Origin of the sequence: Pseudomonas lactucae, assembly GCF_036688725.1 — a bacterium.
Classification (GTDB): Bacteria; Pseudomonadota; Gammaproteobacteria; order Pseudomonadales; family Pseudomonadaceae; genus Aquipseudomonas; species Aquipseudomonas lactucae.
In genome coordinates this window covers 156,416-182,990 of the sequence record NZ_JAQQPT010000009.1, presented here as the reverse complement: position 1 = coordinate 182,990, position 26,575 = coordinate 156,416, and the positions used below count along the sequence as shown (strand labels likewise).

Sequence of the window (26,575 nt, the reverse complement as noted above, 5' to 3'; positions counted from 1 at the left end):
AACAGTTATCCACGTAATAACGTTAAACATCAGAGCCAGGCAGCAAGCGATGCAGCTATTTGCTGTGCGGGCGCCCTGGGCCTGGCAGCGTTTGGCCGAGCCAGGCGACATTGACTTCGTTGACTTCCACCCATTCACCCCTGGCGGGAATCCCTTCGCAACTCATGAAAGCTATACAACGTCCGTGTGTGTCCAGTAAGGCAAAGTGGCGGTATTTCTTAGCTCTCTTGAACAGGCCAATAGAGAGACGCATACCATCACCTTGGTGAGAATTGATATTTATAAGGGGTCAGGGTTGAGGATTAAACAGCGAGACGCCTGGCCAACGGAGTTCAAACAAAGTGCCGTTGTTCATTACGCTTCGACACGTCACGGCGCCGCCATGGGCGATGGCAATCGCCCGCACCACGGCCAGGCCCAGGCCACTGCCGCCCTGGGCGCGCGAGCGTGAACTTTCGCCGCGCTGGAACGCATCGAAAATGTGCTCGGCGAACGCCGCGTCGACCCCTGGGCCCTCATCCGCGACCCTCAGGAAGTGGCCGTGCTCGTCACTGCCCAGTTCAATGCTGACGATGCCCGGCGTGGCGTGTCGGCGAATATTGTCCAGCAGCGCCAGCAAGGCCTGGCGCATGCGATCGGCATCGCAGTGCACAAGGCCACTGCGCAGGTTCAACTGCAGGACAAAGCCGGCGCTGTTCAGGCTCGGTTCGAACAGGCGTGCTTCGGCCTCCAGCGCATCGGCCAACTCCATCTCCCGCAGTGTCAGTTTCAGGTGACCGTTGTCGCCCATGCCCACCACGCGAAGGTCTTCGACCAGGCGGGTCAAGCCTTCGACCTGGCCCAGGAGGCTGTAGAACTGCGCGGTGTCCGGTGCGAATACGCCCTCGGCCAGCCCTTGCAGACGGCCGCGCAGGATGGTCAGCGGGGTGCGCAGTTCATGGGCGATGGCGGCGTTCCAGAAGGCTTGCTCCTCGGCCATGCGTTTGAGTCGGTTCGCCATGCTATTGAAGTCAGTCACCAAGAGGGCAGCTTCGCCCAAGGAAAGATCGGGCACCACGGCGCGGGCATCCAGGTCACCGTCAGCCAGGCTGCGCAGGCTCGCCGCCACCGAATTGAGCGGCGCCAGAATGCGTTTGGACAACTTGACGGCGACCGCCGCGCCGACGCCCAGGCTGACGCAGGTGATCAGGCCCATCCACACCCATTCCACGCCGCTGGGCAGCCATTCATCCGACTGCATCTCCAGCTCCGTCGGCGGCGAAAAGGTCCAGAGCAATGCATAGAATATGTAGGAGCCGACCAGCGCGAGTGCGATCACGCACATCACCACCGCCGACATCGACACGATGATCTGCCGGCTCAGACTGTTGGCCGTTTTCATGCCTGGCTCCCGAAGCGGTAGCCGACGCCACGGATGCTGCTCGGCACGCCGTGCAGGCCGAGGTCTTCGATCTTGCGGCGCAACTTGCTGATATGGCTGTCGACGGTCCGCTCAAGGCTGTCGCTCTCCGGCGAGCAGAGCACCAGCAGTTCGGCGCGGCTGAACACGCGGCGCGGCGCCTTGGCCAACTGTGCGAGCAGCTTGAATTCGGTCACCGTCAGGTACAACGGCTGTTTTTGCGTGCCGATGTGGACGTTCACCTCATGGTTGTCGATGTCGATTTCAAACGCGTCGACACGCAGTACACGGTGGTCGGCGCCCTGGCCTTGGTCGCCGCAGCGGCGCAGCACGGCCTGGATCCTGGCGATGACTTCCGCCGGGTTGAAGGGTTTGACGATGTAGTCGTCCGCCCCGATGCGCAGGCCCATGAGTTTGTCCATGTCCTGGTCATGCGCGGTCAGCATGATCACCGCGGTGTTGCCGCGATGACGCAGCTCCGCCAGCACCATCCAGCCGTCCAGCTTGGGCATCATCACATCAAGCAGCACCAGGTCCGGTTTGAGCAGTTGATGCAGTTCGAGCGCACGCCGCCCATCCTGTGCATGGGCGGTACGAAAACCCGCGCGCTTGAGGTAGGCCGTGAGGATGTCGGCGATTTCCGGCTCGTCTTCGGCGATCAGCACCAGCGCCTGGTGGGAGGGCGATGCAAGGAGTGATTCAGTCATGGTTTGCTCGGTCGGTGCACGGTTTTTCAGCAACGGGTTGGATGATGCACCGCAAGCATGCACGTTCAGCGAAGGTTTTATGGAGAAATGATGGAGAGGGGAATTAATTTTCGTCGAGCAGAAGGGGATGTTCAGGCGAAACGGATGCGCTCGTTGCAGGCGCTCTGCAGCATTTTGCGTTGGTAATCGCAGGGCGTGGTACTGACCAGCTTTTTGAAGTCGCGCAAAAAATGCGACTGATCGGAAAAGCCCAGGTCCAGGGCCAGGTCAGAAAACGAAACGTCGTTCCGGGTGTTCAGGGTTTCCAGTGCCGCCTGGCAGCGAATGATCCGGCAGAACGTCTTGGGCGACACGCCGGTGTCCTGGCTGAACTGGCGATGGATCGTGCGGCTGGTGTAACCGCTGAGGTCTTCCAACTGCTGAATGCGCAGGTCACCCCGGTGGGCCAGCGCTTGTTGAATGACCATGGCCGTGAGTTTTGAGGTCCTGCCCATCAGGCGCGGGGCCAGGTAGTCGCTGAACAGCTTCATCTGCTCGTGCAACTGTGGGGCCTGGACGATGCTCTCGAAAATGCGCTGGGCAAAGGCCGACACTTCCAGCAGGTCCCACTCCTGTTCGGTCAGGTCCTCGGCCATGACGTTGATGAAGCCTGGAATGACCCCCGGCGCAAAGCGCACGCCGAAGTAATGGTGATCCTGCAGCAGTTCGACTCGCTGCGCCTCCAGCGGGGTGCCGCAGATTCTCACGCTTGGGCGCGTGGCGTCACAGTCGAACACGATATCCACGCAACCGTCCGGCACCGCCAGCAGGTCCGCTGAGTGGGCGACGTCGAAGGCATAGAAATGCGAGATCGCCGGGTGTTCGGAAGGCATCACCGAATAGCGCGATGAGTTGAGCACGAACCACGGTTGTTCGTACGCGGTGTGGTGCCGCAGCGTCGGCGTACTCGGGTTGATCATGGGCGGACTCGGGGGTGGCTGGAAGCAGGAATATTCACGCATGTTTCGCGCCAACTCGGCCGGGCGGACCGAGGGTTGATGTCCGAAATTTACAATACCGGCGCAAAACGCCTCGTGATACTCGACCTCGATAGCGTGGGAGCAGCGCCTACCGCAGCGATATCACCTTCAGCCCGAGAATAATTATGTCCACTACTACAAAAATAGACTTCATCTACCTGTCCGAGCAGGACATGATCCGCGCTGGCGTAACCGACATGCTCGCCTGTGTGAATACCATGGAAGAGATGTTCGGCCTGCTCTATAGCGGTGACTACCGCATGGCCGGGCCGAACAATGATTCCCACGGTGCGATGGTGGTATTCCCGAAAGATTCGCCGTTCCCGAACATGCCCAAGCCCACCGCCGACCGTCGCATGATGGCGATGCCGGCCTACCTGGGTGGCAGCTTCTGCACCGCGGGCGTCAAGTGGTACGGCTCGAATATCGCCAACCGCGAAAAAGGCCTGCCACGCTCGATCCTGATGTTCACCCTCAACGACCCCGACACCGGCGCACCGCTGGCGCATATGTCCGCCAACCTGCTGTCGGCCTACCGCACCGGCGCGATTCCCGGCGTGGGTGCGCGTCACCTGGCACGCAAGGATTCGAAGGTAGTCGGCCTGCTCGGTCCGGGGGTGATGGGCAAGACCACGCTCGCCGCCTTCATCGCCGTCTGCCCGCAGATCGATACCTTGAAGATCAAGGGCCGTGGCGAGAAAAGCCTGAACGATTTCATTGCCTGGGTGAAGGACACCTACCCGCAGGTGACCACGATCAACGTGGTCGACAGCCTCGAAGAGGTGGTACGGGGTTCCGACCTTGTTACTTATTGTAGCTCCGGCGAGACAGGCGACCCCTCGATCTACCCAATTGTGAAGCGCGAGTGGGTCAAGCCGGGGTGCTTCATGGCGATGCCGGCGTCCTGCTCGCTGGATGAAGGCATGGAGCGCGCCGACGTGCGCAAAGTGCTGGACAACACCGGCCTCTACGAAGCCTGGTTCGAAGAGCTGCCCAAGCCTGCGCACCACTGCGTGCCGGTCATTGGCGTGCGGTTCATGGACATGATCGCCGAAGGCAAGATGCAGCACGCAGAGCTTGAAGACATCGGCAAGATCATCGCCGGTGATGCCCAGGGCCGTCGCAACGATGAAGAGATCATCATCATGTCGGTGGGCGGCATGCCTGTGGAGGATGTGGCCTGGGGCACCGTGGTGTATCGCAATGCCGTGGAGAAAGGCATCGGCGTGAAGCTCAACCTGTGGGAAACCCCCGTCCTGCGCTAAGCCAACCTTTAACTCACTGACGAGACCTGTGACATGACCAAAATCATCAAGCTCAAGACCGGTTCCCCCTTTGAAGACCAGGCCAGTTATTCGCGCCTGGTGGTCGTGGATAACTGGATCTATGTGTCCAATACCGCCGGGCGCAACCCACAGACCAAACTGATCCCGCAAGACATCCTCGAGCAGACGCACCAGGTGTTCGCCAACATCGAAACCGCGCTGGCCGCCGTCGATTCAAGCCTGGCCGATGTGGTGTGCTCGCGGGTATTTATCCAGGACCCCAAGGACGTGCCGGCGGTGATGGGCCTGATCGGCGAGAAGTTCCGTGGCGTCGATCCGGCCAGTACCGTCACCTGCCCGCCGTTGGGTTCGACGGTGTACAAGGTGGAGCTGGAAGTGACGGCGTATCGCAACGCCTCCAAGGCTCAGGTCGAAGTGATTCGCCTGTCGCAATAACCCGTCCTGCGGCCGTGCGTTCGCGCGGCCGCCCTCAATTGTTTTGCGAGTCTTGATCATGGCCCCGACTATTGCGCCCGTGAATACGTCCACCGAGTTTCCCACCGCCACCACCGTTGTCATCATCGGCGGCGGCATCATCGGCTTGACCGCTGCGCTGACACTGGCCGAACGCAATATCCCGGTGGTGGTCCTGGAAAAAGGCCGTATCGCCGGCGAACAGTCATCACGCAACCTGGGCTGGGTACGCAAGACCAGCCGCCACGCGCACGATATTCCGCTGGCCCTGGCCGCTGACCGTTTGTGGGCGCAAATGCCCGAGCGGGTCGGTGCGGATGTGGGTTATCGCCAGGAAGGCATCCTGTTCGTCGCCCGCAACGAGGCGCAAATGGCGATGCATGAAGGCTGGCTCAAATCGGTCGAGCACCTGTCGCTTGACTCGCGATTGCTGAGCAAGCGCGAGATCGAAGCGCTGGTGCCGGGCGGCGAGGGTGACTGGGCCGGCGGCATCTACACGCCGTCGGATGCGCGCGCGGAACCGACCCTGGCCAGCAGCGCCATCGCCAAGGCTGCCATGGCCCTGGGCGTGGTGATTATCGAGCAGTGCGCGGTGCGTACGCTGCAGATGTCCGCCGGCAAGGTCAGTGGCGTGGTCACCGAAAAAGGCGAGATTCGTTGCGACCAGGTGTTGCTCGCCGGCGGCATGTGGTCGCGACGCTTTTTGGGCAACCTCGGCGTGTCGTTGCCGACCCTGGCCTTGACCTGTTCGGTGTTGCGTACCCATCCGATGCAAGGACCCACCGAAATTGCCGTGGGCGCGCCGGACTTTTCGTTTCGCAAGCATAAGGACGGCGGCTTCATCATTACCCAGCGCGGCAAACTGGACGCTTTCCTGACCCTGGATCACCTGCTGCTGGCCAAGCAGTACATGCCGCAATTTCGCGCGCAGCGCAGCGTGTTGAACGTGTCGCTGGGCAAGTATTTCTTTAACGACCTGGCGCTTGCGCGACGCTGGTCGGCCGACCGTATCAGCCCGTTCGAACGTGTGCGTGTGCAGGACCCGGCGGCCAACCTGCGGCTCAATAATGATGCGATGAATAACCTCAAGGCGGCCTGGCCGGTGTTCGAACAAGCCAGGATTGCCCAGGCCTGGGCGGGCACGATCGACGTGACGCCGGATTCGAACCCGGTGATCGGGCCGGTCGCGCAAATCCCCGGCCTGACCGTGGCCACCGGGTTCTCCGGGCACGGCTTCGGCACCTCGCCGGCGGCGGGCCACTTGGCCGCGGATATGGTCAGCGGGCATGCCCCGATCATCGACCCGAGCCCTTATCGTTTTGAGCGTTTCTAGGTTGCATGCACCGCGACAGTCCCAGAACAGCGGTGTTTTTCCTTCACTGAGCGGCGGAGCCAGGCAATGTCACCCGACAGCGTTTTTTTTACCAATCGCGCAGGCTTGCGTCTGCATTTTCTACGCTGGGGCGAGCCGAGCGGTGTGCCTCTGGTGCTGCTGCATGGTTTACGCGCTTACGCCCAGACCTGGGAGTCGCTGGTGGAAGCGCTGGGCGATGGCTATTGCATCTATGCCCTGGACCAGCGCGGAAGAGGGCTGAGCGACTGGGCGCCGGCCGCCAGCTATCACACGCAGTCCTATGTTCAGGACCTGCAGGATTTTGTCGCCCATGTCGGCTTGCAGCGGTTCGTGTTGCTGGGGCACTCGCTGGGTGGCGCCAATGCGTTGGAATACGCACGGCAGCACCCTGGGCGTTTGATCGGCCTGATCATCGAAGACATCGGCCCCGGTTCGTCCAGCCAGGGTGACGGTGCGGCGCGCATTCGTCGCGAGATGGCCCAGACCCCGCTGCGTTTCGACAATTGGGACGCCGCCCGCGCGTTCTGGCAGGCGTCGCGTCCTGGCTTGTCGGCGCAGGGCCTGGCGTCGCGGCTGGCGCACTCGATGAAGGAAAGCGCGGACGCGATCACCTGGCGCCACGATCAACAAGGCATCGCCGAGGCGCGCCTGAGCATTGAACCGACCGGCCTGTGGCCGGCGGTGCACGCCCTGGATTGCCCGACATTGTTCATTCGCGGCATGCGCTCGGACTTCCTGCCGGAGGCGACGTTGCAAGCCCTGCGCGACAGCAATGCGCAGGTGCGCACGGCGGAGGTCGCGGATGCCAGCCACTATGTGCACGACGACCAGGGCGAAACCTTCAACCGGCTGGTCATCGAGTTCCTTGAAAGCCTCGCGATTGCGGGCCGATGAAGACGCAAGCGCGCCTGATCGCACTGTTGTCATCGTTGACGGCCTTCGGGCCGTTTTCGATTGATACTTACCTGCCCAGCTTCCCACAGATCGCCGAGGACCTGTCGACCAGCACCGCGCAGGTGCAACACACCATCAGCGCGTTTCTCGCCGGGCTGTGCCTGGGCATGTTGTGCTACGGCCCGTTGTCGGACCGTTATGGCCGTCGCCCCCTGTTGTTGGGCAGCCTGGCGCTGTATGTCGTTGCGACCCTGGGTTGCCTGTTTGCCGGCAGCGTCGAGCAGTTGATTGCCTGGCGCTTTGTCCAGGCGCTGGGTGGGGCGGGCGCGTTGGTGCTGGCCCGTGCCGTCGCCAGGGACATGGTAGGGCTGGTGGAGGCCGCGAAAGTGCTGTCGTGGATGCACGTGCTGACCATGATGGCGACCCTGGTCGCGCCGATGATCGGCACCTGGCTGGTGCTGATCCAGGGCTGGCGCACGATCTTTGCCACCTTGTTCATCCTGTCCAGCCTGTGCCTGTTGCTGGTTGCCCTGACCCTGAAGGAAAGTTTGCCCGTGCAGCAGCGCGGTGCGTCCGTGCAGGCGGCCTTCGCGGCCTACCTTGCCATCGCCCGGCAACCCATGGCGGTAGCGCTCATCCTGTGCATGGCTCTGGGGTTTGGCGGCATGTTCGCCTTTATCACTGCATCGCCTTTTGTCTACGTGGTGTACTTCGGTGTCTCGCCACGGGTGTTCAGCGCATTGTTCGCCCTGAACATCCTCGGCATCATCCTGGTGACCTTTATCAACGCCCGTTGGGTGGGCCGTTTCGGGCCGCAACGCATGCTCGGCGTGGGCGTGGTACTGGCGAGCGCGGCAGGACTGGCGATGATGCTGGTCGGCTATACCGGCTGGGGCGGGCTGGCGAGCATCGTGTGTTGCATGGTGCTGTACATGGGCGTGACCGGTTTGATCGGCGCCAATTGCATGGCCAGCTTGATGATGCTGTTTCCACGCCAGGCCGGCGCGAGCGTGGCGCTGGGGATTTCGGTGCAATTTGCTACCGGGGCGCTGGCCAGTCAGTGGGGCAGCCATTTGGCGGATGGCAGCGCCTGGCCGATGTGCCTGGTGGTGGGGTGTTGCGGGTTGGGCGCGTTGGTTGCTTATGGTGTGACCCTGCGCCTGCCTGCCCGGGCGGTCGCCGTGACGACTTGAGCCAACTTGCTGATGGGTTGTCAGCCCTGACCAAGAATTCGGCAATATTGGACATGCCTGTCAGGCCAATCCGTTCCACACTGTGGACGTGATAGGCCCTGATAATAAAAAGGTAGGCTGGTATGTCGTTGTCTCTGGAAAACCCTTCTTCGTACTACACCATGACCCGTAAATACGACCTGCATTATCGGGACCTCGAAGGTGATATCGAGGCTGAGGTCGTGATCATCGGGGGCGGTTTTTCGGGTATCAACACGGCGCTGGAGCTGGCCGAGCGGGGTATCACCAACGTGGTGGTGCTGGAAGCTAATTATCTGGGCTTCGGCGGTTCGGGGCGCAACGGCGGCCACGTGATGGCGGGCATCGGCCATGATCTGGAGAATATCGAAAAGGACGTCGGCGCCGAGGGGCTCAAGGCAATCTTCGAGATCAGCGACTTGGGTGCGAGCCTTATCAAGCAGCGCATCGCGCGGTATGACATCCAGGCGGATTTTCGGCACGGTTATGGTTACCTGGGCTTCAACAAGCGTCAGGGGAAGCTGTTGCAGTCCTGGGCCAAGGATTTCCAGAGCCTGAACCCGGATCAGGAAATCACTTACCTGGAAGGTTCCGAGGTGCGCAGCATCGTCGGGTCCGACATCTACACCTGCGCGCTCAAGCATATGGGCAATGGACATATCCATTCGCTGAACCTGCTGCTGGGTCAGGCTCAGGCCTTCACTGAAATCCACGGTGGCAGAATTTTCGAACAGTCACCCGTGCTTGAGGTGAACTATGGGCCTCAAGTCACCGTGCGAACCGCAAAAGGTTCGGTCAAGGCCGACAAACTGCTGTTTGCGTGCGGTGCCTTTCTCAACAAACTGGACCGCTCGCTCGACAACTCCACCATCAACGTCTACGCGTTCAATACGGTCACCGAGCCGCTGACCAATGAAATGATCGAGCGCATCAGCCCGATCCGTGGCGCCTTCAGCGATATCACGCCGATCATCGATTATTACCGGATCACGGCGGATAACCGGCTGATGTACGGCACCGCCGGCATGCTGCTTGAGTATGTCCCGCTGGACCTGAAGGCGTGGAACCACAAAAAGATGCTGAGACTTTTTCCCTACCTTGCCACGACCAAAATCGATTTGGCCTGGGGCGGCCCGATGGATTGCTCGTTGAACCTCTTCCCGCAGGTCGGCACGTTGGATGAGCATCCGAATGTGTTCTATGTGCAGGGCTATTCCGGGTTCGGGGTCACACCCAGCCAGGTGATCGCCAGGGTCATCGCCGACGGCATGAGCGGTGGCTCGCCCGCCTGGGATGCGATGAGTTCGATTCCACGCAAGCGTATTTTCGGCAAGGATCGTTTCAGGGCAGTGCTGTGCTCCCTGGGCAAGGTTTCTCGCCAACTCAATGCCTACCGTGTAGGCCGTCGTTAAGTAAACATGAGCTTCTGTTTATCAAGCCGGGATACCTCAATGAAAACTACAAAAACAAATCCGATCGATAAAACTTCCGTCTACCTGTGTGCAGGATTGGTCTCAGGGGCGGGCGCACTGTTATTGAACGTGCTACCGGTGCTGTTTGGAGCGTTTGCCGAGCGATTCGGGCTCGGCGAGCACCAACTGGGTAACCTCGCGATGGCCATGAACCTGGGGTTTGGCGCGTTCGGGCTGGCGTCATTGCTGTGGATTCACCGACTTAGCTGGCGGGTTATTTCAGCGCTCTCGTCGGCGCTGGTGGTGGGCGCGCTGTTATTTGTTCTGCATGACCCTTCCTATGAAATGCTACTGGTGATCATGGCCTTGGCGGGCGCCGGAACAGGCGCCTTGTATGCCCTGGCCATGACGATTTTCGGTGACAGCTCCCAGCCCGAACGTGCGTTTGGTTTCAAGCTGGGTATCGAGACGGTACCGGGCGCCTTCCTGCTCATCCTGCTGCCGGTGGCGGTGGCGCCGGTGTGGGGTTTTGAAGGCATGTTGATTACCATCGCCCTTGCCATGGTGGTGATGGGCATTCTGCCGCTGCCCTGGGTACCGCGCCGTAGCGAGCGCCAATTGGATGCATCTGATGCTGCTGTGCAGATTGCCAGCACCGAAAGTCGCGCCATCGTATGGTTGAGTCTGGTGGCCAGCCTGGTTTTCCTGACCGGCATCATGTCGGTGTGGGCGTTCCTCGAACTGATGGGTAAAAAGACCGGACTGAGCTCCGATACCATCGGCATGGTGCTGGCGCTGGGCTTTTTGATCAATGCAGGCGGTGGTTTCATCGCGTCGGCGATCGGCCTGAAGGTGGGGCGCTTCATGCCGGTGGCAGTGATCATCCTCGCGGAGTTGCTGGGCCTGGTGGCGCTGGCGCAGTTCTCCTCTCTGACGACCTATGTCGTGGGGGTTATCTGTTTTCTGTTTTCGATCAGCTTCGTGCTGGCTTACACCTTTGGCGTTATGGCCGAGTTCGACCTGTCGGGCAAGCTTGTCGCGCTGGGCGCGCTGTGCCTGTCTCTCGGTGCGGCATTCGGGCCGGCCATTGGCGGGTTTCTGATCGAGGCGTTGGGCTACTCGGCGGTATTGATGTTCTCTGGAGCCTGTTCAGTCGCGGTCCTGGCCATTTATGGTGCTGCGGTGTTGAGAGTTCAACTGGCGTTCAATCGCACCAGGGATTCAGACACCGCAGTCATGTCCAGACTGTAAGGCAGGTGACAAGCTGTTATTCCACGCGCACCGCGTTGTTGCGCTGAGCGTCGACGAACGCCCCCAGGCGTTCGCTGGCAGTTGCGTAATCATCCTTGTCCGCCAGGGCAAACGCTTCAACCTGGACGTTTTCCTGGCGCAACACATACTGGTAGAAACCCTTATGCCGCGCAGGCACCCGCGCGGCATCGGCGTTCAGCTCTTTGTAATACTCCCCGGTGGCCTGCGCCATGGTCTTGATCATGCGCTTGGGCGCGAGCCAGTAGTACAACGCCGCTGACTGACCTTTGAGCCATGCGCTGAAGCGATTGGGCTCCACGCTCAATTGCGTGGTCGGTGCTGCATAGGCCTCCTCATTCAATGTTTCAAGCGCTTGATAGCTGCTCCAGAATTGCCTGGCCGCCTGCGGCTGATCCCGATTCAGAATGGCTTCGATGGCGTAGCGAGCCGTGGCTCGGTTGGTGATTTCCTTCTGCATCAGCGCCGCAAATGCGGTTTCATCGGCTTTTGAATTCATAGTCGTCTCGGCAAGTACAGGTGTGCATGTCAGGGATAACGTCAGTAAAGCGATCTTGAACATGGGGCATCCTGGGTGATGGAAAGAGGGTCCGGCCATTGCGCTCAGGTCTTGAACTTCTGCACCAGCGCCTGTTGTTCGGTGGCCAGTTCGTTCAGTTGCTGGCTGATGCTCGCCGAGCGTTCGGCTTGGGTCGACAGCGAGGCCGTGACGTTGCGTACCGCTTCGACGTTGCGATTGATCTCTTCGGCGACACTGCTCTGTTCTTCCGTGGCGCAGGCTATCTGTACGTTCATGTCGGTGATGATGCCGACCGCCTGGCGAATCTGTTCCAGCGCGTCAAGTGCCAGGCGCGCCTCGGTGGCATTGTGTTGGGCCAGGTCATGACTGTGCTGCATAGCCGTCGTCACATCGTGGGTGCCGTTGTGCAGGTTTTCGATCACGGCACCGATCTCTTCGACCGACGCCTGTGTGCGCCGGGCCAGGCTACGGACTTCATCGGCCACCACCGCAAAACCGCGACCTGCATCACCGGCCCGTGCCGCTTCGATGGCGGCATTCAGAGCGAGCAGGTTGGTCTGCCGAGCGATAGAGAGAATGACTTCCATGACCGTGCCTATCTGTTGACTGCTTGACGACAATGCTTGCAGACGCATCATGCCTTTGCTCATGCCGGCGGCCAGGGCCTGGATGCCCTGAGCCGTGTTTTCGATCACGCGCACCCCATTGCCGGTGGCCTGGTCGGCATGCCGAGCAGCATCCGCTGCCTGAGCGGCGCTCCGGGCGGCATCCTGCGAAGTAGCTGACATCTCGTGCAGGGCGGTGGCCATTTGTTCGAACTCGCGAATCTGCTGTTGCATACCGGCATGGGTGCGGCTGGCGACCTGAGCCGACTGGTCGGCCGTCGCGCGCGCGTTATGGACAGCCCCCTGCACCGCCGCGATCACCGGCTGCAATTGATCCAGGAACCGGTCGAACGCGTTGCACATTCGGCCCAGTTCGTCCCTGGCCGTGTACGCCAAGCGCCGTGTGAGATCGCCTTCGCCATCGGCGATATCCTCCAGCATGCGTGCCACGCGCAGCAGGGGCCGGGTGACGCTGCGGGCCGTCAGCCACATCATTGCGCCCCCCAGTAGCGCCGCCGCAATGCCCAGGACGAGTTCAAGCAGCAGGCTTCTGACGCGCTGCGTGTGCATCTGGTCCTTCAAGTTGACCACCGGGGCGGCCAAGACGTCTTTTGCGACGGTGACGATCACGCCCCACGGTGTCGCATCGGCAAACGGCCGAATCGGCACGATCACGCTGATTCGTTGATCATTTTCTAGGGGCCGCACCTGTGCTTCGCGCATAGCCTTGAGTACATCGGCCGCCTGTGCGGGAATTATCGCTTGCAACTGCTTGCCCAGTTGCTCCGGATGAAGGCTGTCAGCGGCAATTATGCCCGCCGCGCTCACAATCGAAATGCCGCCCTGGCCGTCATAGATACTGGCGCTGGCTTTTTGAGCATTCCGTTGCAAGGTCTCCAGGCTGATGTCCAGGCCCAGCACAGCCACGACTTTACCGTTTTCAATCATCGGTATGGCAATCGTGGTGACCAGCCGCGCCGGCGCGCTTGAAGTGTCGATGTAGGGATCAAGCAGGCAGGCTTTGGCGTGGTCGCGGGCGCAGGTGAAGAAGGTGTTGAACGGCGCGCCACTGGGGCCTGGCGAGGTATCGGCCAAGAGCTTTTCATCGCCCGGGATCATTTCCAGCTTGCCGGGCGAGGGCTGCAGCCAGTACATCGAGAAGCGCCCGCTGTCGTTGCTGGCCAGCGTTGACTGGCCTTTGAATTCCGTATCGTGACCATCCAAGGCGTCGGGTTCGAAGGCAACGAACAGGCCCAGCAATTCGGGGCGTCCGGAGAGTGCCTTTTGCAGTACCTGGGCCAAGTCCTTTCTTAGTGCGCGGGAGGCCGCCGGGCTCTTGTCGGCGCTATCACGCAGGTGCATCACCTGACGACTGAGACCTTGACCAAACTCGTATGTTTGGCTGAATCCTTGTTGGATGGCCAGGGCCTGGGATTGACCTTCGGCCTGCAAGTTGCCTTGAGCGGCCGTGAGCAACAGCTGGCCCGACGCGCCGAGTATTAAATCCTCACTGGTTTGGCGTTGCTCAAGAGACAGCCCCACAACCAGTGCCAGCACTGCGGCCAGGCAGACGCTTGCCAGTAAGGCGATTTTGTTTTGAATACTCAATGCAAGGGTCATGGTGTGTTGGATTCCGCAGCGCGTGGTTGACACCACAGGCTATCTGGCTTGGGTTTCAAACTATATGGGTTGGCGCCCTTGCACAAAGGCTTGGCAGTAGCAGACAAATAACGACCTTCCAGTGGGTTTTTCCACGAGTTGGCGCGCTCTGTGCTTGGTCACTGAAAGTAGATTTTTTTGTCACCTGAATCACGTGAAAAGCGCACTAATAGTGGGCATGTCCCTAGGAGAGTATCGATGAGTGGTCAAGCGTTGTCGGCATGGAACGAAAGTGTGAACCAGGCCTGCGGTCGTTTCGAAACGCGCTATGACCATTGCCAGAGCCTTTTCATCGGGGAAATGAAACAAACGCTGGTAGGCAGCACGGCTGTTGCTCACATCCGCAGCAATGCCCATATGATTGCCAAGGCGGGTAGGGCAAGCGTGCGCGATTCAGCGGGTCGGTGTTTCCTTGTGTTACAACAGCAGGGTTCAATGGCCATTGAACTGGGGGAGCGGGTGGTTGACCTGCGGGCGGGCGACCTCGCTTTGCTCGACTTTTCCGAGGGGGTGAAAATGACCCCTCAAGGGTTGTTTTCCCATGTGTCGATCCCTCTGCCGCGTGAGCTGTTCAAGGGCCTGGAGCGTGCACGCTTCGGCAAGCTGTCGACTACGGGGGGCTGTGGTCAACTGCTTGGCACGCTGGTGCGTCAGGTTGCTGGAGGCGAGCTGGCGCAGTGGTCTTGCCCGCAGGATGGTGACGGTGTGCAACGAGCATTGGTTGCCTTGCTTGAGTCAGTGCTGGAATACCGTGCCTGCGACCACTCGCCGGGATGGCAATTGCATGAAGTGCAATCGCTCATCCAGCAGCGGCTCGACTCACCGCGGCTGTCGCCGGCGTCGTTGTCTGAAGAGTTGGGCATTTCCAACCGCCAGCTCTACAGGCTGTTCGAAGCCAGTGGCGACAGTGTTTGCCGGTACATTCTGCGTGAGCGGTTGTTGAAGGCGGCGCAGGATCTGCGCGACCCCGTTTGCGCGCATCGCTCGATCACCGAGATCGCCAGCTATTGGGGGTTTGCCGACTCGGCGCATTTTTCCAAGACGTTCAAAAAGCAGACGGGGCTGACACCGAGCATCTACAGAAGTCGCGGGCACTGAGCCCGGGTTCAACGAGCCGTGCGGATGTGACTGCTTTCGTGTCGCATCCTCGCGGCTTTTTGTTGTCCGCGATTTGAGCGCAAACTGGCAATAATTTGCAAAATGCTGTCCAGCACGTCCAATCAATCGGCGCCCAACTGCATCAAAATTTCTGTGTGCCAGTTTAGAAACTGGCCCACAGCGATCTGATCCATTCATTCTTGAAACGGGTGCTCCATGAACAAGAAAATGTCGTCTTCCCTTGTGCTTCTGGCTGCTCTGGCCTGCGGCTCTGCCTACGCACATGCGCAATCGTCCGAACCGTTGCAGGCCATCATTGAGAGCAAGCTGGACGGCATTGCCGCCAGTTGGCCGAAGAAAGATGCCAAGACAGTTGTGGAGCAGGTCTACACCGAGCAGACCCAGATCACCGGCGAAGGGGTAGCGGAGCTTTATCAGGGCAAAGCGCAGCTTACCGGCCTGGTTCAGCATCTGATGGAGGGCTCCAAGAGCACCGTCATACATCTCAATCGCTTGGTGCAACTCAACGATGAGTCCGCCTACACCTGGGTGACGTGGGACGTGACTCCGGCAGGTAACGAGGCCCCCTTCAAGATGAAGAGCTTGTTTGTCTGGAAGAAAGAGCACGGTCACTGGTTCATCGTCGCAGACATGTTTGCCAATGGTGCAATCGCTCAGTGATAGAGGCTTGGTCAACACAATAATAATAACGGTGCGCCGCCGTGCGGCGCGCCAGGGAGCGCGCAAGTCATGAAACCAGGTTTGACGAATGTAATAGGGTGTTGCGTCTGCATCGCGGGGAGTCTTTGGTGCACTGTCGGACAGGCCTATGTGCTGGTCGATGAGCCCGATCGCACGTTGTCGCTGGACGTGAGTTCTACCGTGGGCGTTTTCCACAGCCAGAAAAATTATCAACAGTGGGGCAATCGCGCACCGGGGCATTCCAGCTGGCAGGAGGGCTACATCAAGTATGGCTTGAGCGGCAGTTTGACCAGCGATGATCTGGGGTCGGTGTTCGGTACGGTGAACCGCACCGCGTCGGCGACGTGGGGCGATGGTGATGCGGCAGGTTTTACCAATGGCACCGAGCGCACCGATAAATGGGAAGAGGCCTTTGCCGGCTGGCGCTCGGCTGATCTCTTTCCGGCGCTTGGCAAAGACGGCGTGGAAGTTTCCGCCGGCCGGCAGGCGATCCTGCTCGGTGACGGTTTTCTCGTCGCCGGTGACGGCATCAGCGCGGGCAGGGGCGTCGCAGACAACCGTTACAATCGTGGGGGCGGCTATTACATCACGCCGCGCCGTGCATTTGACCAGACTTTCTGGTTGAAGCTCGGTGGTCAGCAGGGACTGCATGGCTCGCTCGGCTGGTTCAAGTCGGACAACCCGATTCAGGCGAAAGTCGAGATGGCGTTTTCCACCCTTGAATACACTGCCGATATGGGAACGATTGGCCTGACATATCTGCATGGGCTTGGGGTTGATCGGAAGCTCGCAAGCGGTATTCAGGCGGACCGCGATGGCATGGATGTCTATAGCTTGCGCGCTACGGGAAATGCCGGCGTACTTGGGCTGTTCCTGTCATCGGAAATCGCTGTGCAAAACACCCGGCGGGGTAATGCCAAGGCGGGTTATGTCGAGGCAGCATGGACCTTCGCCGATCTGCCGGGCAAGCAGACACTGGGCTATCGCTTCAGTCAGTATGGGGTCGAATGGGACTCTCTTCTCTATGGCTTCAGCCGTGGTTACGGTACCTGGTTCCAGGGCGAAGTTGCCGCCAACTATGCAGGACCCTTTGGCGCCAATACCACGATCCAGCAAGTGTACTGGCGCGCGCAGCCGTACGAGACACTCGCGGTGAACGTTCTGGCTTATGATTTTCGTAACCAGCGTACCCGTGGTGCCATCGACAGTTCGGGGCGTGAGCTGGATTTGATCCTGGACTGGTCGGTGACACCCACTATCACGCTGTCGCCCATGCTGGGTCTCTACGACCCGCGCAAAGATGCGGATCATGGCGGCGTGCAGTTGGGGGATGACAAGCTCAATGTGTATAGCGCGGTGTTGATCTCGACCAGGTTCTGATCGTTCAACCAGCAGTAGAGTACGGTGGACCGATTAGTGTCTGCCGTACTCGTTCCCACATTTGGATCTCTGTGCCGTCAGAGCAAACACCCGGTCGGCCCGCGAGCGCCTGCTTGTTAGTAGCGGATAATCACCGATTTCAGCTCAGTGTAATCGTCGATAAACGCACTGCCGAACTCACGCCCGACACCCGACGCCTTCATCCCGCCAAACGGCACGCTGGGGTCAACGAAGGTGTGCATGTTGACCCACACCGTGCCCGCTTCGATTTGCGGGATCAGGCGCAACGCCTTGGACAGGTCGTTGGTCCAGAGACTGGCGGTGAGGCCGAACGGGCTGTCGTTCATCAGCTCGACCAGTTCCTTTTCGTCGTCGAACGCCAGCACACACACCACCGGGCCGAAGGTTTCTTCGTGCAGCAGGGGGTCGTCCTTGCCGGTGGCCACGATCAGCGTCGGTTCCACGTAGTAACCGGCGCGGTCCAGCGCATGCGCGCCGTATGCCACCTGGTTGCGTTGCAGGGCGCGCTCGAAAAAACCGAGGATTTTGTCGAAGTGCGGCTTGTTCGACAGCGGGCCGAACTGTGCGTGTTCATCCAGGGGTGAACCGATGATCATCTGCGACAGCATCGCCGCCATCTTCTGTGTCACTTGCTCGACGAGTGAGCGGTGCACGAACAAGCGCTCGGGTGATGCGCACACCTGGCCCTGGTGCACGTAAGCCGCTTGTACGAAGCGCGCCACGGCGTCATCGACATTGGCGTCGGCCAACAGCGCGGCGGCGTTCTTGCCGCCCAGTTCCAGGGTCACACGTGTAAGGTCGGCTCCCATGGCGGCCTTGCCCACGGCAATGCCGGTGGGCACCGAGCCGGTGAACGAGACCTTGCGCACCTGCGGGTGTGCGATCAACTGCTGACCGACCTGGCCACGACCGTTGACCACGTTGATCACGCCAGCTGGAATCCCGGCCTCGATCGCCAGTTCCGCCAGGCGCAGCAGGGACAGCGGCGTGTATTCGCTGGGTTTGAGCACGACGGTGCAGCCGGTGGTCAGCGCGGCGCCGAGCTTCCATACGCCGATCATCAACGAGAAGTTCCACGGCACGATGGCCGCAACCACGCCGACCGGCTCGCGCAGGGTGTAGGCGCTGTAGTGCTCGCCGTCCATGGAGGGAAACGACGGGGTCATGGTCTGGCCGCCGATTTTGGTGGCCCAGCCGGCGAAGTAACGCAGGAACACCGCGCTCTGGCCCACTTCGATATGCCGCGACAGGTTGATCGATTTGCCGGAACTCACGGTTTCCAGTTGCGCCAGCTCCTCGCCGTTGGCCTCGATCAGATCGGCCAGGCGGTTGAGCAGAACGCCGCGCTGGTAGGGCGTGATCTTTGCCCAGGCGCCCTTGAAGGCGGCGGAGGCGCTGTTGACGGCCAGGTTGACATCCTCGGCCTGGGCGTCACGCAACTGCGTGACGGTCTCGCCGGTACCAGGGTCGACGATGCCGATGCGTCGCGCCGACGCGCTGGTGTGCACGGCGCCATCGATGAAGTTGGAATGGTCGCGGCCCAGGAAAGCAACGACTGAGGGCAATAAGGCAATGTGCATGACGGCGCTCCAATGAAGGGTTCGTCGCGCCCGTCGGGCGCTCGAAAGACCTCTGCATTAAAAGCCGATACACGCCTGGCTGCTTGTTCGAGCCTGCCAGGGAATTGGTTATGCGCGACAGGCTGTGTCGCGGCTGGCCTAGGGTTCGCCGAGGTTGTTGAACACCGTTTCGAGCATGCGGTTCAGGCGCTGAATCTGCGCTTCGGTCATGCCGTTGAAACTGCGCTTGAACACATCGCCGGTGGCCACTTGGATGCGTTCAATCGCTTCGCGCCCCTGCGCGGTAATGCGCACCTGAGTGACGCGGCCGTCGTCCTCGCAGGGCGCGGTGTCCACCAGGCCGTCTTCCTTCATGCGATACACCGTTTTGGTGATGGTCGAAAGCTTGGCGATGGCGTGGGTGGAAATTTCGGAAATACTCGACTGGCCGTTCTCCTTGAGGATAAACAGCACCCGCCAGCGCGGGATGTCCAGGCCGATTTTCTTCAGGGCCTTTTCCATGTATTGACTGTAGCGGCCATGCACCATAGCGAGCCAGTAGAACGGAAAATCTTCTTTGTGAAAGTCTTCACTGCCGGGGTTGTAGCGGCCTGCGTGTTTTTTTGGTGGGCTCATGATGTGCTCATGTCGAGGGAGACGAGCAATCATAGACTTTTCTCGTGAATTGGGCATGGTTATTGACCCGTTCGATTCCGGCTGATGTTCAGAAATATAATTGACAATTCACGTAATATTCGGTGAGTGTGAAAAAAGGAAAGGGCGCATCGGGCGCCCCCATTCCGCAATTCGCACTGAAGGTAACGTGACATGACCCTGGTGATTGAACAGCTTTCCCTTGGCGGCGATGGGCCGACCGTAATGGTCAAGGACACCATCGATATCGCCGGCCTGCCTACCCGTGCATCGAGCCAGGCCCTGGACGATGCCGCGCCGGCCGCGGCCCATGCCGAGGTGGTGCAAGCCCTGTTGGACAAGGGCTGCCGCCTGGTGGGCAAGACCAGCCTGCACGAACTGGCCTTTGGCACCACGGGGATCAATCACTGGGTCGGCACCGCGCCGAACCCGCGTTTCCCCGGGCGTATTCCAGGCGGATCCTCCAGCGGTTCAGCCGCCGCCGTGGCCGCCGGGCTGGCGGATTTTTCCCTGGGCACGGACACCGGCGGTTCGGTGCGCATTCCCGCCTGCTGTTGTGGCGTGTTCGGTTTTAAGCCGACGTTCGGCCGGATCAGCCGCCGTGGCGTGATGCCGACGCACAGCAGCCTTGATTGCGTCGGCCCGTTTGCCGCGAGCCTGCCGATGCTGGTCACGGCCATGCAGGCAATCGACCCTGCCTTCAAGCCGGCACCGGCGCCGGCCGCGCCGCGCCTGGGCATTGTGAGTGTGCAGGCCAGCGCAGCGGTACAGCGCGTGATCGACGCGGCCATCGCCGACAGCCGACTGCCCACCGGAACCCTCACGCTGCCCAGCCTCAAGGCGGCCTATGACGCCGGCATGGTGGTGATCAACCGCGAGACCTTCAATGCCTGCGCGCACTTGCTGGACACCGGCAAGGTGGGCGCCGACATCGCCGCGCGCCTGGCGGCCGCCGGCAACACCACGGCGGCCGCGCTGGCCGAGGCCGAGCAGGTGCGCCTGCGCTTCACCGCCGAGGTCGATGCGGCGCTGCAGCAGGTCGACGTGCTCGTGCTGCCGACCATGCCGGAGTTCCCGTTGACCCTGGCCGAGGCGACCGACACCCAGGCAGTGCTGGGCATGACTGCTTTCGTGCGCCCGTTCAACCTGTCGGGGCACCCGGCGTTGAGCATCCCGTTGGCCAGTGCCGAGGGCCTGCCGGTTGGCCTGCAATTGATAGGGGCCAAGGGCGCGGATGAGCAACTGCTGGCCATCGCCGGTCGCCTGCTTGAGCGCCTGTATAGCGGGCATGAGGTGTGAGATGAGCACAACCATTCCCCGCCCGGACCTGGAACAACGCCTGCGCCGTTTTGAAATCCAGGACAGTGCCCGCGCCTGCATGAACCGCTACATGCTGCTGTGTGATGCACTCGACGCCCACACGCCGCTCGATGAACTGGCCGGCCTGTTCACCCGGAACGCGGTGTGGGAGGGCAAGGGCGCCAGGTACGCCAAGAGCTTTGGCGGTTACCGTGGGCGCGAAGCCATTGCGGCGATGTTCGCCGGCTACATGAAAACGCCGGCGCACTTTGCCCTCAACGTGCACTTTCTCACCAGCGAGCTGATCGAAGTGCGCGACGATGCGGTCATCGGCAACTGGGTGATGTTGCAGACATCCACCTTCGCCGACGGCGCCTCTCACCTCAACGCGGCGCGCCTGACGGTGCGCTTCGACGAGGAAGACGGGCAGTGGCGCATGGCGCATTTCCAGACCGAAAACCTATTCGGCCGCCCGGTGCAGGCGTGGAACAGCGACGCCGAGCTCCCCGTGCCCTCAAGCGCTGACGCATAACCCCGTTCTCCACAACGACGCAGATCCCCTGTGGGAGCGGGCTTGCTCGCGAAGGCGGCGTGTCAGTCGACTCATGTTGACTTGACACACCGCCTTCGCGAGCAAGCCCGCTTCCATTTTTTTGTACGAAAAAATAAATATTTTTTAAGATTTTCAGATTTTTTATAGGGCTGTTTTTTATTTTTTATAGAATAAAAACAGGTAGATATAGTAATTTGTTCCTGTGTTTGCCATTTTATTTTACGTGATTAGTGGTGTTATTTAGCGTGATAAATCAATTGACAATTCACGTAATAAAGATCAGATTCACCTCCAACGGCACCCACAAAAACAAAGGTAACCACTATGCCGATCCATCCCGCTCGTTCCGCGTCTCATCCCCTCTCGACACTGACTTCCTGCCCAGCCCAATACCGTTCCTGACAACGGAGTAAATGTATGCATTCGCTAAAAAAACCAGCGGAGGGTGCGGTGAGTCCGCTTGCCAGTGGCCCCGCTTTCGAAGCGTTGCTCGTCGATGTGCGTGTACGGGCCAGAACCGGTGAGTTCGACCGCCAGCGTCATATCTCGTCGGATGTCATCGAGGCCTTCAAGCAGCACGGTGTCTACCGGGCGCTGGTGCCCAAGCGCTTTGGTGGCCTGGAGTGTTCCCCCGCCGAGTTTTGCCAGGTGATCGAGCGCATTGCCCAGGCTGACGGGTCAGCCGGCTGGGTCGCCAGTTTCGGCATGAGCCCGGTCTACCTGGCGGCGCTGCCGATCGACAGCATCGCCAAGGTGTATGCCAACGGTCCGGACGTAGTGTTCGCCGGCGGCATCTTCCCGCCGCAACCGGCTGAAGTGGTCGAGGGAGGTTTTATGGTCAATGGTCGCTGGAAATACTCCAGCGGCTCCCTGGGCTCCGATATCGTCGGTGTCGGCATCGCCCCGAAAAACGGCGATACCTTCGGCCTGCCGCGCATTGCGGTAATACCGCGCAACGCGATCCGCATCGACGAAACCTGGGACACCGTCGGTCTGCTGGGTACCGGCAGCCACGACCTGGTCGCCGAAAATGTGCGGGTCAGCGAGGAGTGGACCTTCGTGCGCGGCGGCCTGCCCAACCTGGACGAACCGTTCTTCCGCTACCCATCGCTGTCATTCGCCACCCAGGTGCTCTCGGTGGTCGGCCTGGGCGTGGCCCGTGCCGCACTCGATGCCCTGGCCGACATGGCCAGTGGTCGTGCCTCGGTGACCGGTGCTCCGGCGATTGCCGATCGGCCCCTGGCCCAGGTCGACATTGCCCGTGCCGAAGCCGAGCTACGTGCCGCGCGGGCGTTCTTCTACGAATCCATCGACCGCGCCTGGGACTACGTACTGGCCGGCGACGCGGTGCCCGTGGCCGCGACCAACCTGCTGCGGCTGTCGTCGACCCATGCCACCCGCGTTGCCGCCGACGTGGCGCGCACCGCGCAAATGCTCTCGGGCATGAGCGGCGTATACAACGACAGCCCGCTGGCCCGCTGCGTCAACGACGCCCAGGTAGTCACGCAGCACGCCTTCATGGGCGATATCACCTATCAGAACGCCGGAGCCATGTTCTTCGGCAAACAGCCTTTGCCTGGCTACCTCTAACCGTCGAGAACATAAAAATGACTGATAAAAAGACCTTGCGCGTGCTGTTCTGCATGGGCATCAACCAGAACTTTTTCGACGCCCCGCGCGACGAGCAATTGCAGGTGTGGGCAGCGTTCAGCGCGATGTGGAACGGCATTCACGACCTCACCGGCGTCAAGGTGCTGGGCAACATGGATGACGACCAGAGCATGGTCGGGCCTTCCGATGGCTTCCCGTGGACCACCTACCTGCTGGCCGACGTGCCGGACATCGAGACCGTGCATGCCGCGTGCAATCTGTTTCGCAGCACGCCGGTGGGCGACGGCCCGTACAAGCTGTGGCGCTACACCAAGGTCGAAGCCCGGGTTGGGCGCGAGCTGATCATTCAGCGTACTTGATGCCGACGAGGACACTCCCCATGAGCAAGCTGATTCCCGCTGTAAACCTCGCCGTCGACCCCGCCGACCTGGTGCAGGCCGACCGCGTCCACACCTCGATGTACACCGATGCGCAACTGTTCGACGCCGAGCTTGAGAAGATTTTCTACAGCACCTGGATCTGGGTCGCCCACGCCAGCGAGATTCCCGACAACGGCAGCTACAAGACCACCTACATCGGCAAGCAGCCGGTGATTGTGGTGCGTGATCGCAAGAAGGACGTGCATGTGCTGCTCAATCGCTGTCGCCACCGTGGCGCCACCGTGTGCGAACACAAGAAGGGCAAGACCAACAGCTTCGTCTGTCCGTACCACGGCTGGGGCTACGCACTGGATGGTTCGCTGCGCGGTATTCCGCACCCGGAAAGCTACGGCGACTGCATCGACAAGGCCGAGCTGCCGCTGGTCAGCCTGCGCACTGAAAGTTACGCCGGCATGATCTTCGCCACCTTCAAGGACGACATCGAGCCGCTGGAGGACTACCTCGGCGCGGCGAAAAAATGGATGGACCTGTTCATGAAACAGGGCGCCGGCTATGGCATCAAGGTTCCGGGCGAGCACCGTTTCCGCTTCCCCGGCAACTGGAAGATCCAGCTGGAAAACACCACCGATGCCTACCACTTCCCACTGGTGCACAAGAGCTTCCTGTCGTCGGTGGATGAGCAGACCCTTGAGCTGTTCGACTTCGTCAAGGGCCCTGGCTACGTCGAGGACCTCGGCAACGGCCACAGCGTGATGGTGATGATTCCCGACCTGATCGACCTCGAAGCCGACCTGGACAAGCCGATCCCCGAGCGTTTCGAAGGGCTGGCCGCCGAGCTGCGTGACGAAGGCATCGAAGAGCAACAGGTGCGCCGGATCGTACGTGCGGTCGGCGGTACTGGCTTCAACCTCAACCTGTTCCCCAACGTGGCCTGCTCGATGGCGTTCTTCCGGGTACTGCAACCGATCTCGGTGACCGAGACGGAAATCCACCACTCGGTGATCACCATGGATGGCGGCCCGGCCGTGGCCAACCGTTATCGCCTGCGCCTGCACGAACACTTCCAGGGCCCGATGGGTTTCGGCACCCCGGACGACTCCGAAGCCTGGGAGCGGGTACAGAAGGGCGCCAGCGCCGGTGAAGACCTGTGGATCATGCTCAACCGCGGCCTGCCCGGCGAACAGGCCAGTGCAGGCGGGCGGGTATCCGATGTGAGTGCCGAGACCGGCATGCGCGCCGGGTACCAGCAGTGGAAAAAGATGATGTCGGCCTGACCCGTGGAGAACCTTATGAACCTGCAATTACTGCAAGAAGTGACCGCTTTCATCTGGCTGGAAGGCGACATGCTCGACCACGGTGAGTACGAGGGCTGGTTGAAGATGTGGACCGAGAAGGGCACCTACATCATTCCCATCGACCCCAAGGAAACCGACTTCGAAAACACCCTCAACTACGCCTACGACGACCATCATATGCGTGAGCTGCGGGTTCAGCGCCTGATCGGCGGCGAGTCGATCTCCACCAGCCCGCAACCGCGTACGGTGCGCATGCAATCGCGATTCCGGGTGTTGGCCGACGACGGCCTCCAGGTCAGCGTGCGCTGTGCGCAGAACGTGCGTGAGTTTCGCAAGGAAAGCCTTAAGTTCTACAGCGCCGACCTGACCTACGACCTGATCCGCAGCGACGGCGGTTTCAAGATCCACCGCAAGGTGGTCAGCCTGATCAACAGTGACGATGCCCTCGCCGGTATCGGCTACATCCTCTGAGGCGCACCGACATGAACCAGATAGCATTGGTGACGGGCGCGGGCCAGGGCCTGGGGCAGCATTTCTGCGCGAGCCTGCTGCGCGCGGGCTACTCGGTGGTTGTCACCGACCTCACGCTGGAGGCCGCACAAGCGTGTGCCCGACAGCTCGACCCCGGTGGCGAACGCAGCCTCGCCCTGCAGTTGGATGCAGGCAACAAGGCCGATTTCGAAGCGGGCCTGGAGCAGGTGCTGGCGCGCTTCGGCGCGCTGCACGTGGTGGTCAATAACGCCGCGGTGACCAAGACCACGCCGCTGCTGCAGATCAGCCCCGAGGAGTTCGACGCCGTCGTGGGCCTGAATCTGCGCAGCGTGTTTCTCGGCTGCCAGGTGATGGGTGCGTACATGGCCGAAGCCGGCTACGGACGCATCATCAATATGGCGTCCCTGGCCGGGCAGAACGGCGGCACCGCCACCGGCGCGCATTATGCCGCGAGCAAGGGCGGCATCCTGACGTTGACCAAGATTTTCGCCAAGGAATTTGCCGCACGCGGAGTGACCGTGAACGCGATTGCCCCAGGGCCGATCGACTCGGCGGCGGTGCGCGCGGCGATCCCGCCCGAACGCCTGCCGGGCCTGCTGGCCAACATTCCGGTGCAGCGTCTTGGCGATGCGGATTTTCTCGGCGACCTGATTGTGCAGTTGGCGCGGCCCGAAGCCTATTTCACCACCGGGGCGACCTGGGACGTGAATGGCGGCCTGTTCATGCGCTGACTGATACCGGCCGCCACGGCGGCCTTGGCGAACTCCATGGAATAACGGCCATGACTGAAGAATTGTTGGACGTAGTCGTGCGCAAGCGCGAGCTGCAAGGGGACGGCGTTGTCGTCCTGGACCTGATCCGTCGTGACGGCGCGCCGCTGCCGGGGTTCGATGCCGGCGCACATGTCGATATCCATATCGGCCCGGGGCTGGTGCGTCAGTATTCGCTGTGCAGCGACCCTGCCGACTCGAGCCTGTATCGATTGGGCGTGCTCAAGGACCCGGCCTCGCGCGGCGGTTCGGTGGGCGTGCACGAGACCCTGCTCGAAGGCCGCGAAGTGCGGATCAGCACACCGCGCAACCTGTTCCCGCTGGCGGCGCAGGCGCAGCGTTCGCTGCTGCTGGGTGGCGGCATAGGCATCACGCCGATGATCGCCATGGCCTATGCCCTGTACGCTGCCGGCAAGTCATTCGAGCTGCATTACTGCGGGCGTGAGCGTGGACGCAGTGCGTTTTTGGCCGAACTGGCCAGCGCACCGTTTGCCCCGCATGTGTTTACCCACTTCGATGACGAAGGGCCCGAGCAGAAGCTCGAACTGCTCAAGGTATTGGGCAGGGGCGAGGCCGGCGTGCACATGTATGCCTGTGGCCCTGCGGGCTTCATGGACTGGGTGATTCAGGGCGCGCGCGACCAGGGCTACAGCGAGTCGCACATCCACAAGGAGTATTTCCAGGTGGACGTGGACAGCTCGGGTGGCAGCTTTGAAGTGGTGGCCGCGCGCAGCGGCAAGACCGTTCAGGTGGCGCAAGGGCAAAGCATTCTCGCCGCGCTGGCGCAGGTGGGCATCAAGATCGAGATTTCCTGCGAGCAGGGGGTGTGCGGGACCTGCCTGTGCGATGTGCTCGACGGCGAGCCGGACCATCGGGACGTGTACCTCACGGACGATGAGAAGGCCGCCAACGATCAAATTCTAGTGTGCTGTTCACGAGCCAAATCCAAAAAACTCGTGCTGGATATCTAAGG

At 61.1% G+C, this 26,575-nt stretch carries 25 protein-coding genes and 1 pseudogene; 18 read left to right on the top strand and 8 right to left on the bottom strand.

Features of this window, described 5'->3' with window-relative positions:
- Nucleotides 1-289 precede the first annotated feature (289 nt).
- From V6M90_RS12720 to V6M90_RS12710, 3 genes are all read right to left on the bottom strand, one after another.
- Entirely contained in the window at nt 290-1,381 is a 1,092-nt protein-coding gene (locus V6M90_RS12720) for an ATP-binding protein (RefSeq protein WP_332846614.1), read from the bottom strand.
- Nucleotides 1,378-2,106: a response regulator gene (locus V6M90_RS12715; protein ID WP_042944422.1), complete on the bottom strand. Its 729-nt coding sequence runs from the start codon at nt 2,104-2,106 to the stop codon at nt 1,378-1,380. Before V6M90_RS12715 ends, V6M90_RS12720 begins: the two co-directional genes overlap by 4 nt.
- Before the next feature lie 131 nt (nt 2,107-2,237).
- A complete protein-coding gene (locus tag V6M90_RS12710; protein WP_078823874.1) occupies nt 2,238-3,065 on the bottom strand; it encodes a helix-turn-helix domain-containing protein in 828 nt (275 codons plus the stop codon).
- Between the two features lie 185 nt (nt 3,066-3,250).
- Here V6M90_RS12710 and V6M90_RS12705 point away from each other — a divergent pair, with 185 nt between their 5' ends.
- The 7 genes from V6M90_RS12705 to V6M90_RS12675 all read left to right on the top strand — a co-directional run bounded on the left by V6M90_RS12705 (nt 3,251) and on the right by V6M90_RS12675 (nt 10,986).
- Nucleotides 3,251-4,390 carry a tyramine oxidase subunit B gene (locus tag V6M90_RS12705; protein ID WP_003172913.1) on the top strand — a complete coding sequence of 380 codons (1,140 nt, stop codon included), beginning with the start codon at nt 3,251-3,253 and terminating at the stop codon, nt 4,388-4,390.
- A 33-nt stretch (nt 4,391-4,423) separates the two neighbouring features.
- Entirely contained in the window at nt 4,424-4,846 is a 423-nt protein-coding gene (locus V6M90_RS12700; RefSeq protein WP_003172914.1) for a RidA family protein, read from the top strand.
- 58 nt (nt 4,847-4,904) lie between these two features.
- The gene (locus V6M90_RS12695; protein WP_332846613.1) at nt 4,905-6,197 is read left to right on the top strand and encodes an NAD(P)/FAD-dependent oxidoreductase; all 1,293 of its coding nucleotides are present in this window, start codon (nt 4,905-4,907) and stop codon (nt 6,195-6,197) included.
- A gap of 66 nt (nt 6,198-6,263) precedes the next feature.
- On the top strand, nt 6,264-7,112 hold the full coding sequence (locus V6M90_RS12690; RefSeq protein ID WP_332846612.1) for an alpha/beta fold hydrolase: 849 nt from the start codon (nt 6,264-6,266) through the stop codon (nt 7,110-7,112).
- Entirely contained in the window at nt 7,109-8,305 is a 1,197-nt protein-coding gene (locus V6M90_RS12685) for a multidrug effflux MFS transporter (protein WP_332846611.1), read from the top strand. The genes V6M90_RS12690 and V6M90_RS12685 overlap by 4 nt, the downstream gene beginning before the upstream one ends.
- Before the next feature lie 122 nt (nt 8,306-8,427).
- Entirely contained in the window at nt 8,428-9,735 is a 1,308-nt protein-coding gene (locus V6M90_RS12680) for an NAD(P)/FAD-dependent oxidoreductase (protein WP_003172919.1), read from the top strand.
- Between the two features lie 39 nt (nt 9,736-9,774).
- Nucleotides 9,775-10,986: an MFS transporter gene (locus V6M90_RS12675; protein ID WP_258317819.1), complete on the top strand. Its 1,212-nt coding sequence runs from the start codon at nt 9,775-9,777 to the stop codon at nt 10,984-10,986.
- Between the two features lie 16 nt (nt 10,987-11,002).
- On the opposite strand, the gene V6M90_RS12670 is transcribed toward V6M90_RS12675, so the two are convergent.
- The 3 genes and pseudogenes from V6M90_RS12670 to V6M90_RS30175 form a co-directional block, all read right to left on the bottom strand.
- The gene (locus V6M90_RS12670; protein ID WP_042944429.1) at nt 11,003-11,503 is read right to left on the bottom strand and encodes a hypothetical protein; all 501 of its coding nucleotides are present in this window, start codon (nt 11,501-11,503) and stop codon (nt 11,003-11,005) included.
- Between the two features lie 104 nt (nt 11,504-11,607).
- Nucleotides 11,608-12,333, bottom strand: a complete 726-nt coding sequence (locus V6M90_RS30180) for a methyl-accepting chemotaxis protein (RefSeq protein ID WP_408637307.1) — start codon at nt 12,331-12,333, stop codon at nt 11,608-11,610.
- 132 nt (nt 12,334-12,465) lie between these two features.
- A pseudogene (locus tag V6M90_RS30175) lies at nt 12,466-13,491 on the bottom strand (HAMP domain-containing protein); the annotation flags it as partial.
- A gap of 495 nt (nt 13,492-13,986) precedes the next feature.
- Between V6M90_RS30175 and feaR the strand changes: the two are divergent.
- The 3 genes from feaR (at nt 13,987) to V6M90_RS12650 (ending at nt 16,968) form a co-directional block, all read left to right on the top strand.
- Nucleotides 13,987-14,886, top strand: a complete 900-nt coding sequence (gene feaR / locus V6M90_RS12660; protein ID WP_003172923.1) for a transcriptional regulator FeaR — start codon at nt 13,987-13,989, stop codon at nt 14,884-14,886.
- A gap of 216 nt (nt 14,887-15,102) precedes the next feature.
- Complete coding sequence (locus tag V6M90_RS12655; protein ID WP_003172924.1) at nt 15,103-15,567, top strand: DUF4440 domain-containing protein; 465 nt, start codon at nt 15,103-15,105, stop codon at nt 15,565-15,567.
- A 150-nt stretch (nt 15,568-15,717) separates the two neighbouring features.
- The gene (locus V6M90_RS12650) at nt 15,718-16,968 is read left to right on the top strand and encodes an alginate export family protein (protein WP_157135711.1); all 1,251 of its coding nucleotides are present in this window, start codon (nt 15,718-15,720) and stop codon (nt 16,966-16,968) included.
- A 116-nt stretch (nt 16,969-17,084) separates the two neighbouring features.
- Here the strand turns inward: V6M90_RS12650 and V6M90_RS12645 are convergent, their stop codons facing one another.
- Both V6M90_RS12645 and V6M90_RS12640 read right to left on the bottom strand, forming a co-directional pair.
- Nucleotides 17,085-18,569, bottom strand: coding sequence for an aldehyde dehydrogenase family protein (locus tag V6M90_RS12645; protein WP_003172926.1), 1,485 nt, complete (start codon nt 18,567-18,569; stop codon nt 17,085-17,087).
- A gap of 138 nt (nt 18,570-18,707) precedes the next feature.
- A complete protein-coding gene (locus V6M90_RS12640) occupies nt 18,708-19,184 on the bottom strand; it encodes a MarR family winged helix-turn-helix transcriptional regulator (RefSeq protein WP_141063680.1) in 477 nt (158 codons plus the stop codon).
- A 192-nt stretch (nt 19,185-19,376) separates the two neighbouring features.
- On the opposite strand from V6M90_RS12640, the gene V6M90_RS12635 reads away from it, so the two are divergent.
- From V6M90_RS12635 to V6M90_RS12600, 8 genes are all read left to right on the top strand, one after another.
- Nucleotides 19,377-20,501, top strand: a complete 1,125-nt coding sequence (locus V6M90_RS12635; protein WP_003172928.1) for an amidase — start codon at nt 19,377-19,379, stop codon at nt 20,499-20,501.
- Nucleotide 20,502: 1 nt separating this feature from the next.
- Nucleotides 20,503-21,033: a nuclear transport factor 2 family protein gene (locus tag V6M90_RS12630; RefSeq protein WP_332846610.1), complete on the top strand. Its 531-nt coding sequence runs from the start codon at nt 20,503-20,505 to the stop codon at nt 21,031-21,033.
- A gap of 438 nt (nt 21,034-21,471) precedes the next feature.
- Entirely contained in the window at nt 21,472-22,644 is a 1,173-nt protein-coding gene (iacA, locus tag V6M90_RS12625) for an indole-3-acetate monooxygenase (protein WP_332846609.1), read from the top strand.
- A gap of 17 nt (nt 22,645-22,661) precedes the next feature.
- Nucleotides 22,662-23,024 carry an IacB protein gene (locus tag V6M90_RS12620; RefSeq protein WP_078823886.1) on the top strand — a complete coding sequence of 121 codons (363 nt, stop codon included), beginning with the start codon at nt 22,662-22,664 and terminating at the stop codon, nt 23,022-23,024.
- Nucleotides 23,025-23,044: 20 nt separating this feature from the next.
- On the top strand, nt 23,045-24,319 hold the full coding sequence (locus V6M90_RS12615; protein ID WP_332846608.1) for an aromatic ring-hydroxylating oxygenase subunit alpha: 1,275 nt from the start codon (nt 23,045-23,047) through the stop codon (nt 24,317-24,319).
- Between the two features lie 15 nt (nt 24,320-24,334).
- On the top strand, nt 24,335-24,811 hold the full coding sequence (locus tag V6M90_RS12610) for an aromatic-ring-hydroxylating dioxygenase subunit beta (RefSeq protein ID WP_305428946.1): 477 nt from the start codon (nt 24,335-24,337) through the stop codon (nt 24,809-24,811).
- A gap of 11 nt (nt 24,812-24,822) precedes the next feature.
- Nucleotides 24,823-25,563 carry an SDR family NAD(P)-dependent oxidoreductase gene (locus tag V6M90_RS12605; protein ID WP_332846607.1) on the top strand — a complete coding sequence of 247 codons (741 nt, stop codon included), beginning with the start codon at nt 24,823-24,825 and terminating at the stop codon, nt 25,561-25,563.
- 50 nt (nt 25,564-25,613) lie between these two features.
- Nucleotides 25,614-26,573: a PDR/VanB family oxidoreductase gene (locus V6M90_RS12600; protein ID WP_332846606.1), complete on the top strand. Its 960-nt coding sequence runs from the start codon at nt 25,614-25,616 to the stop codon at nt 26,571-26,573.
- Nucleotides 26,574-26,575: the final 2 nt, after the last annotated feature.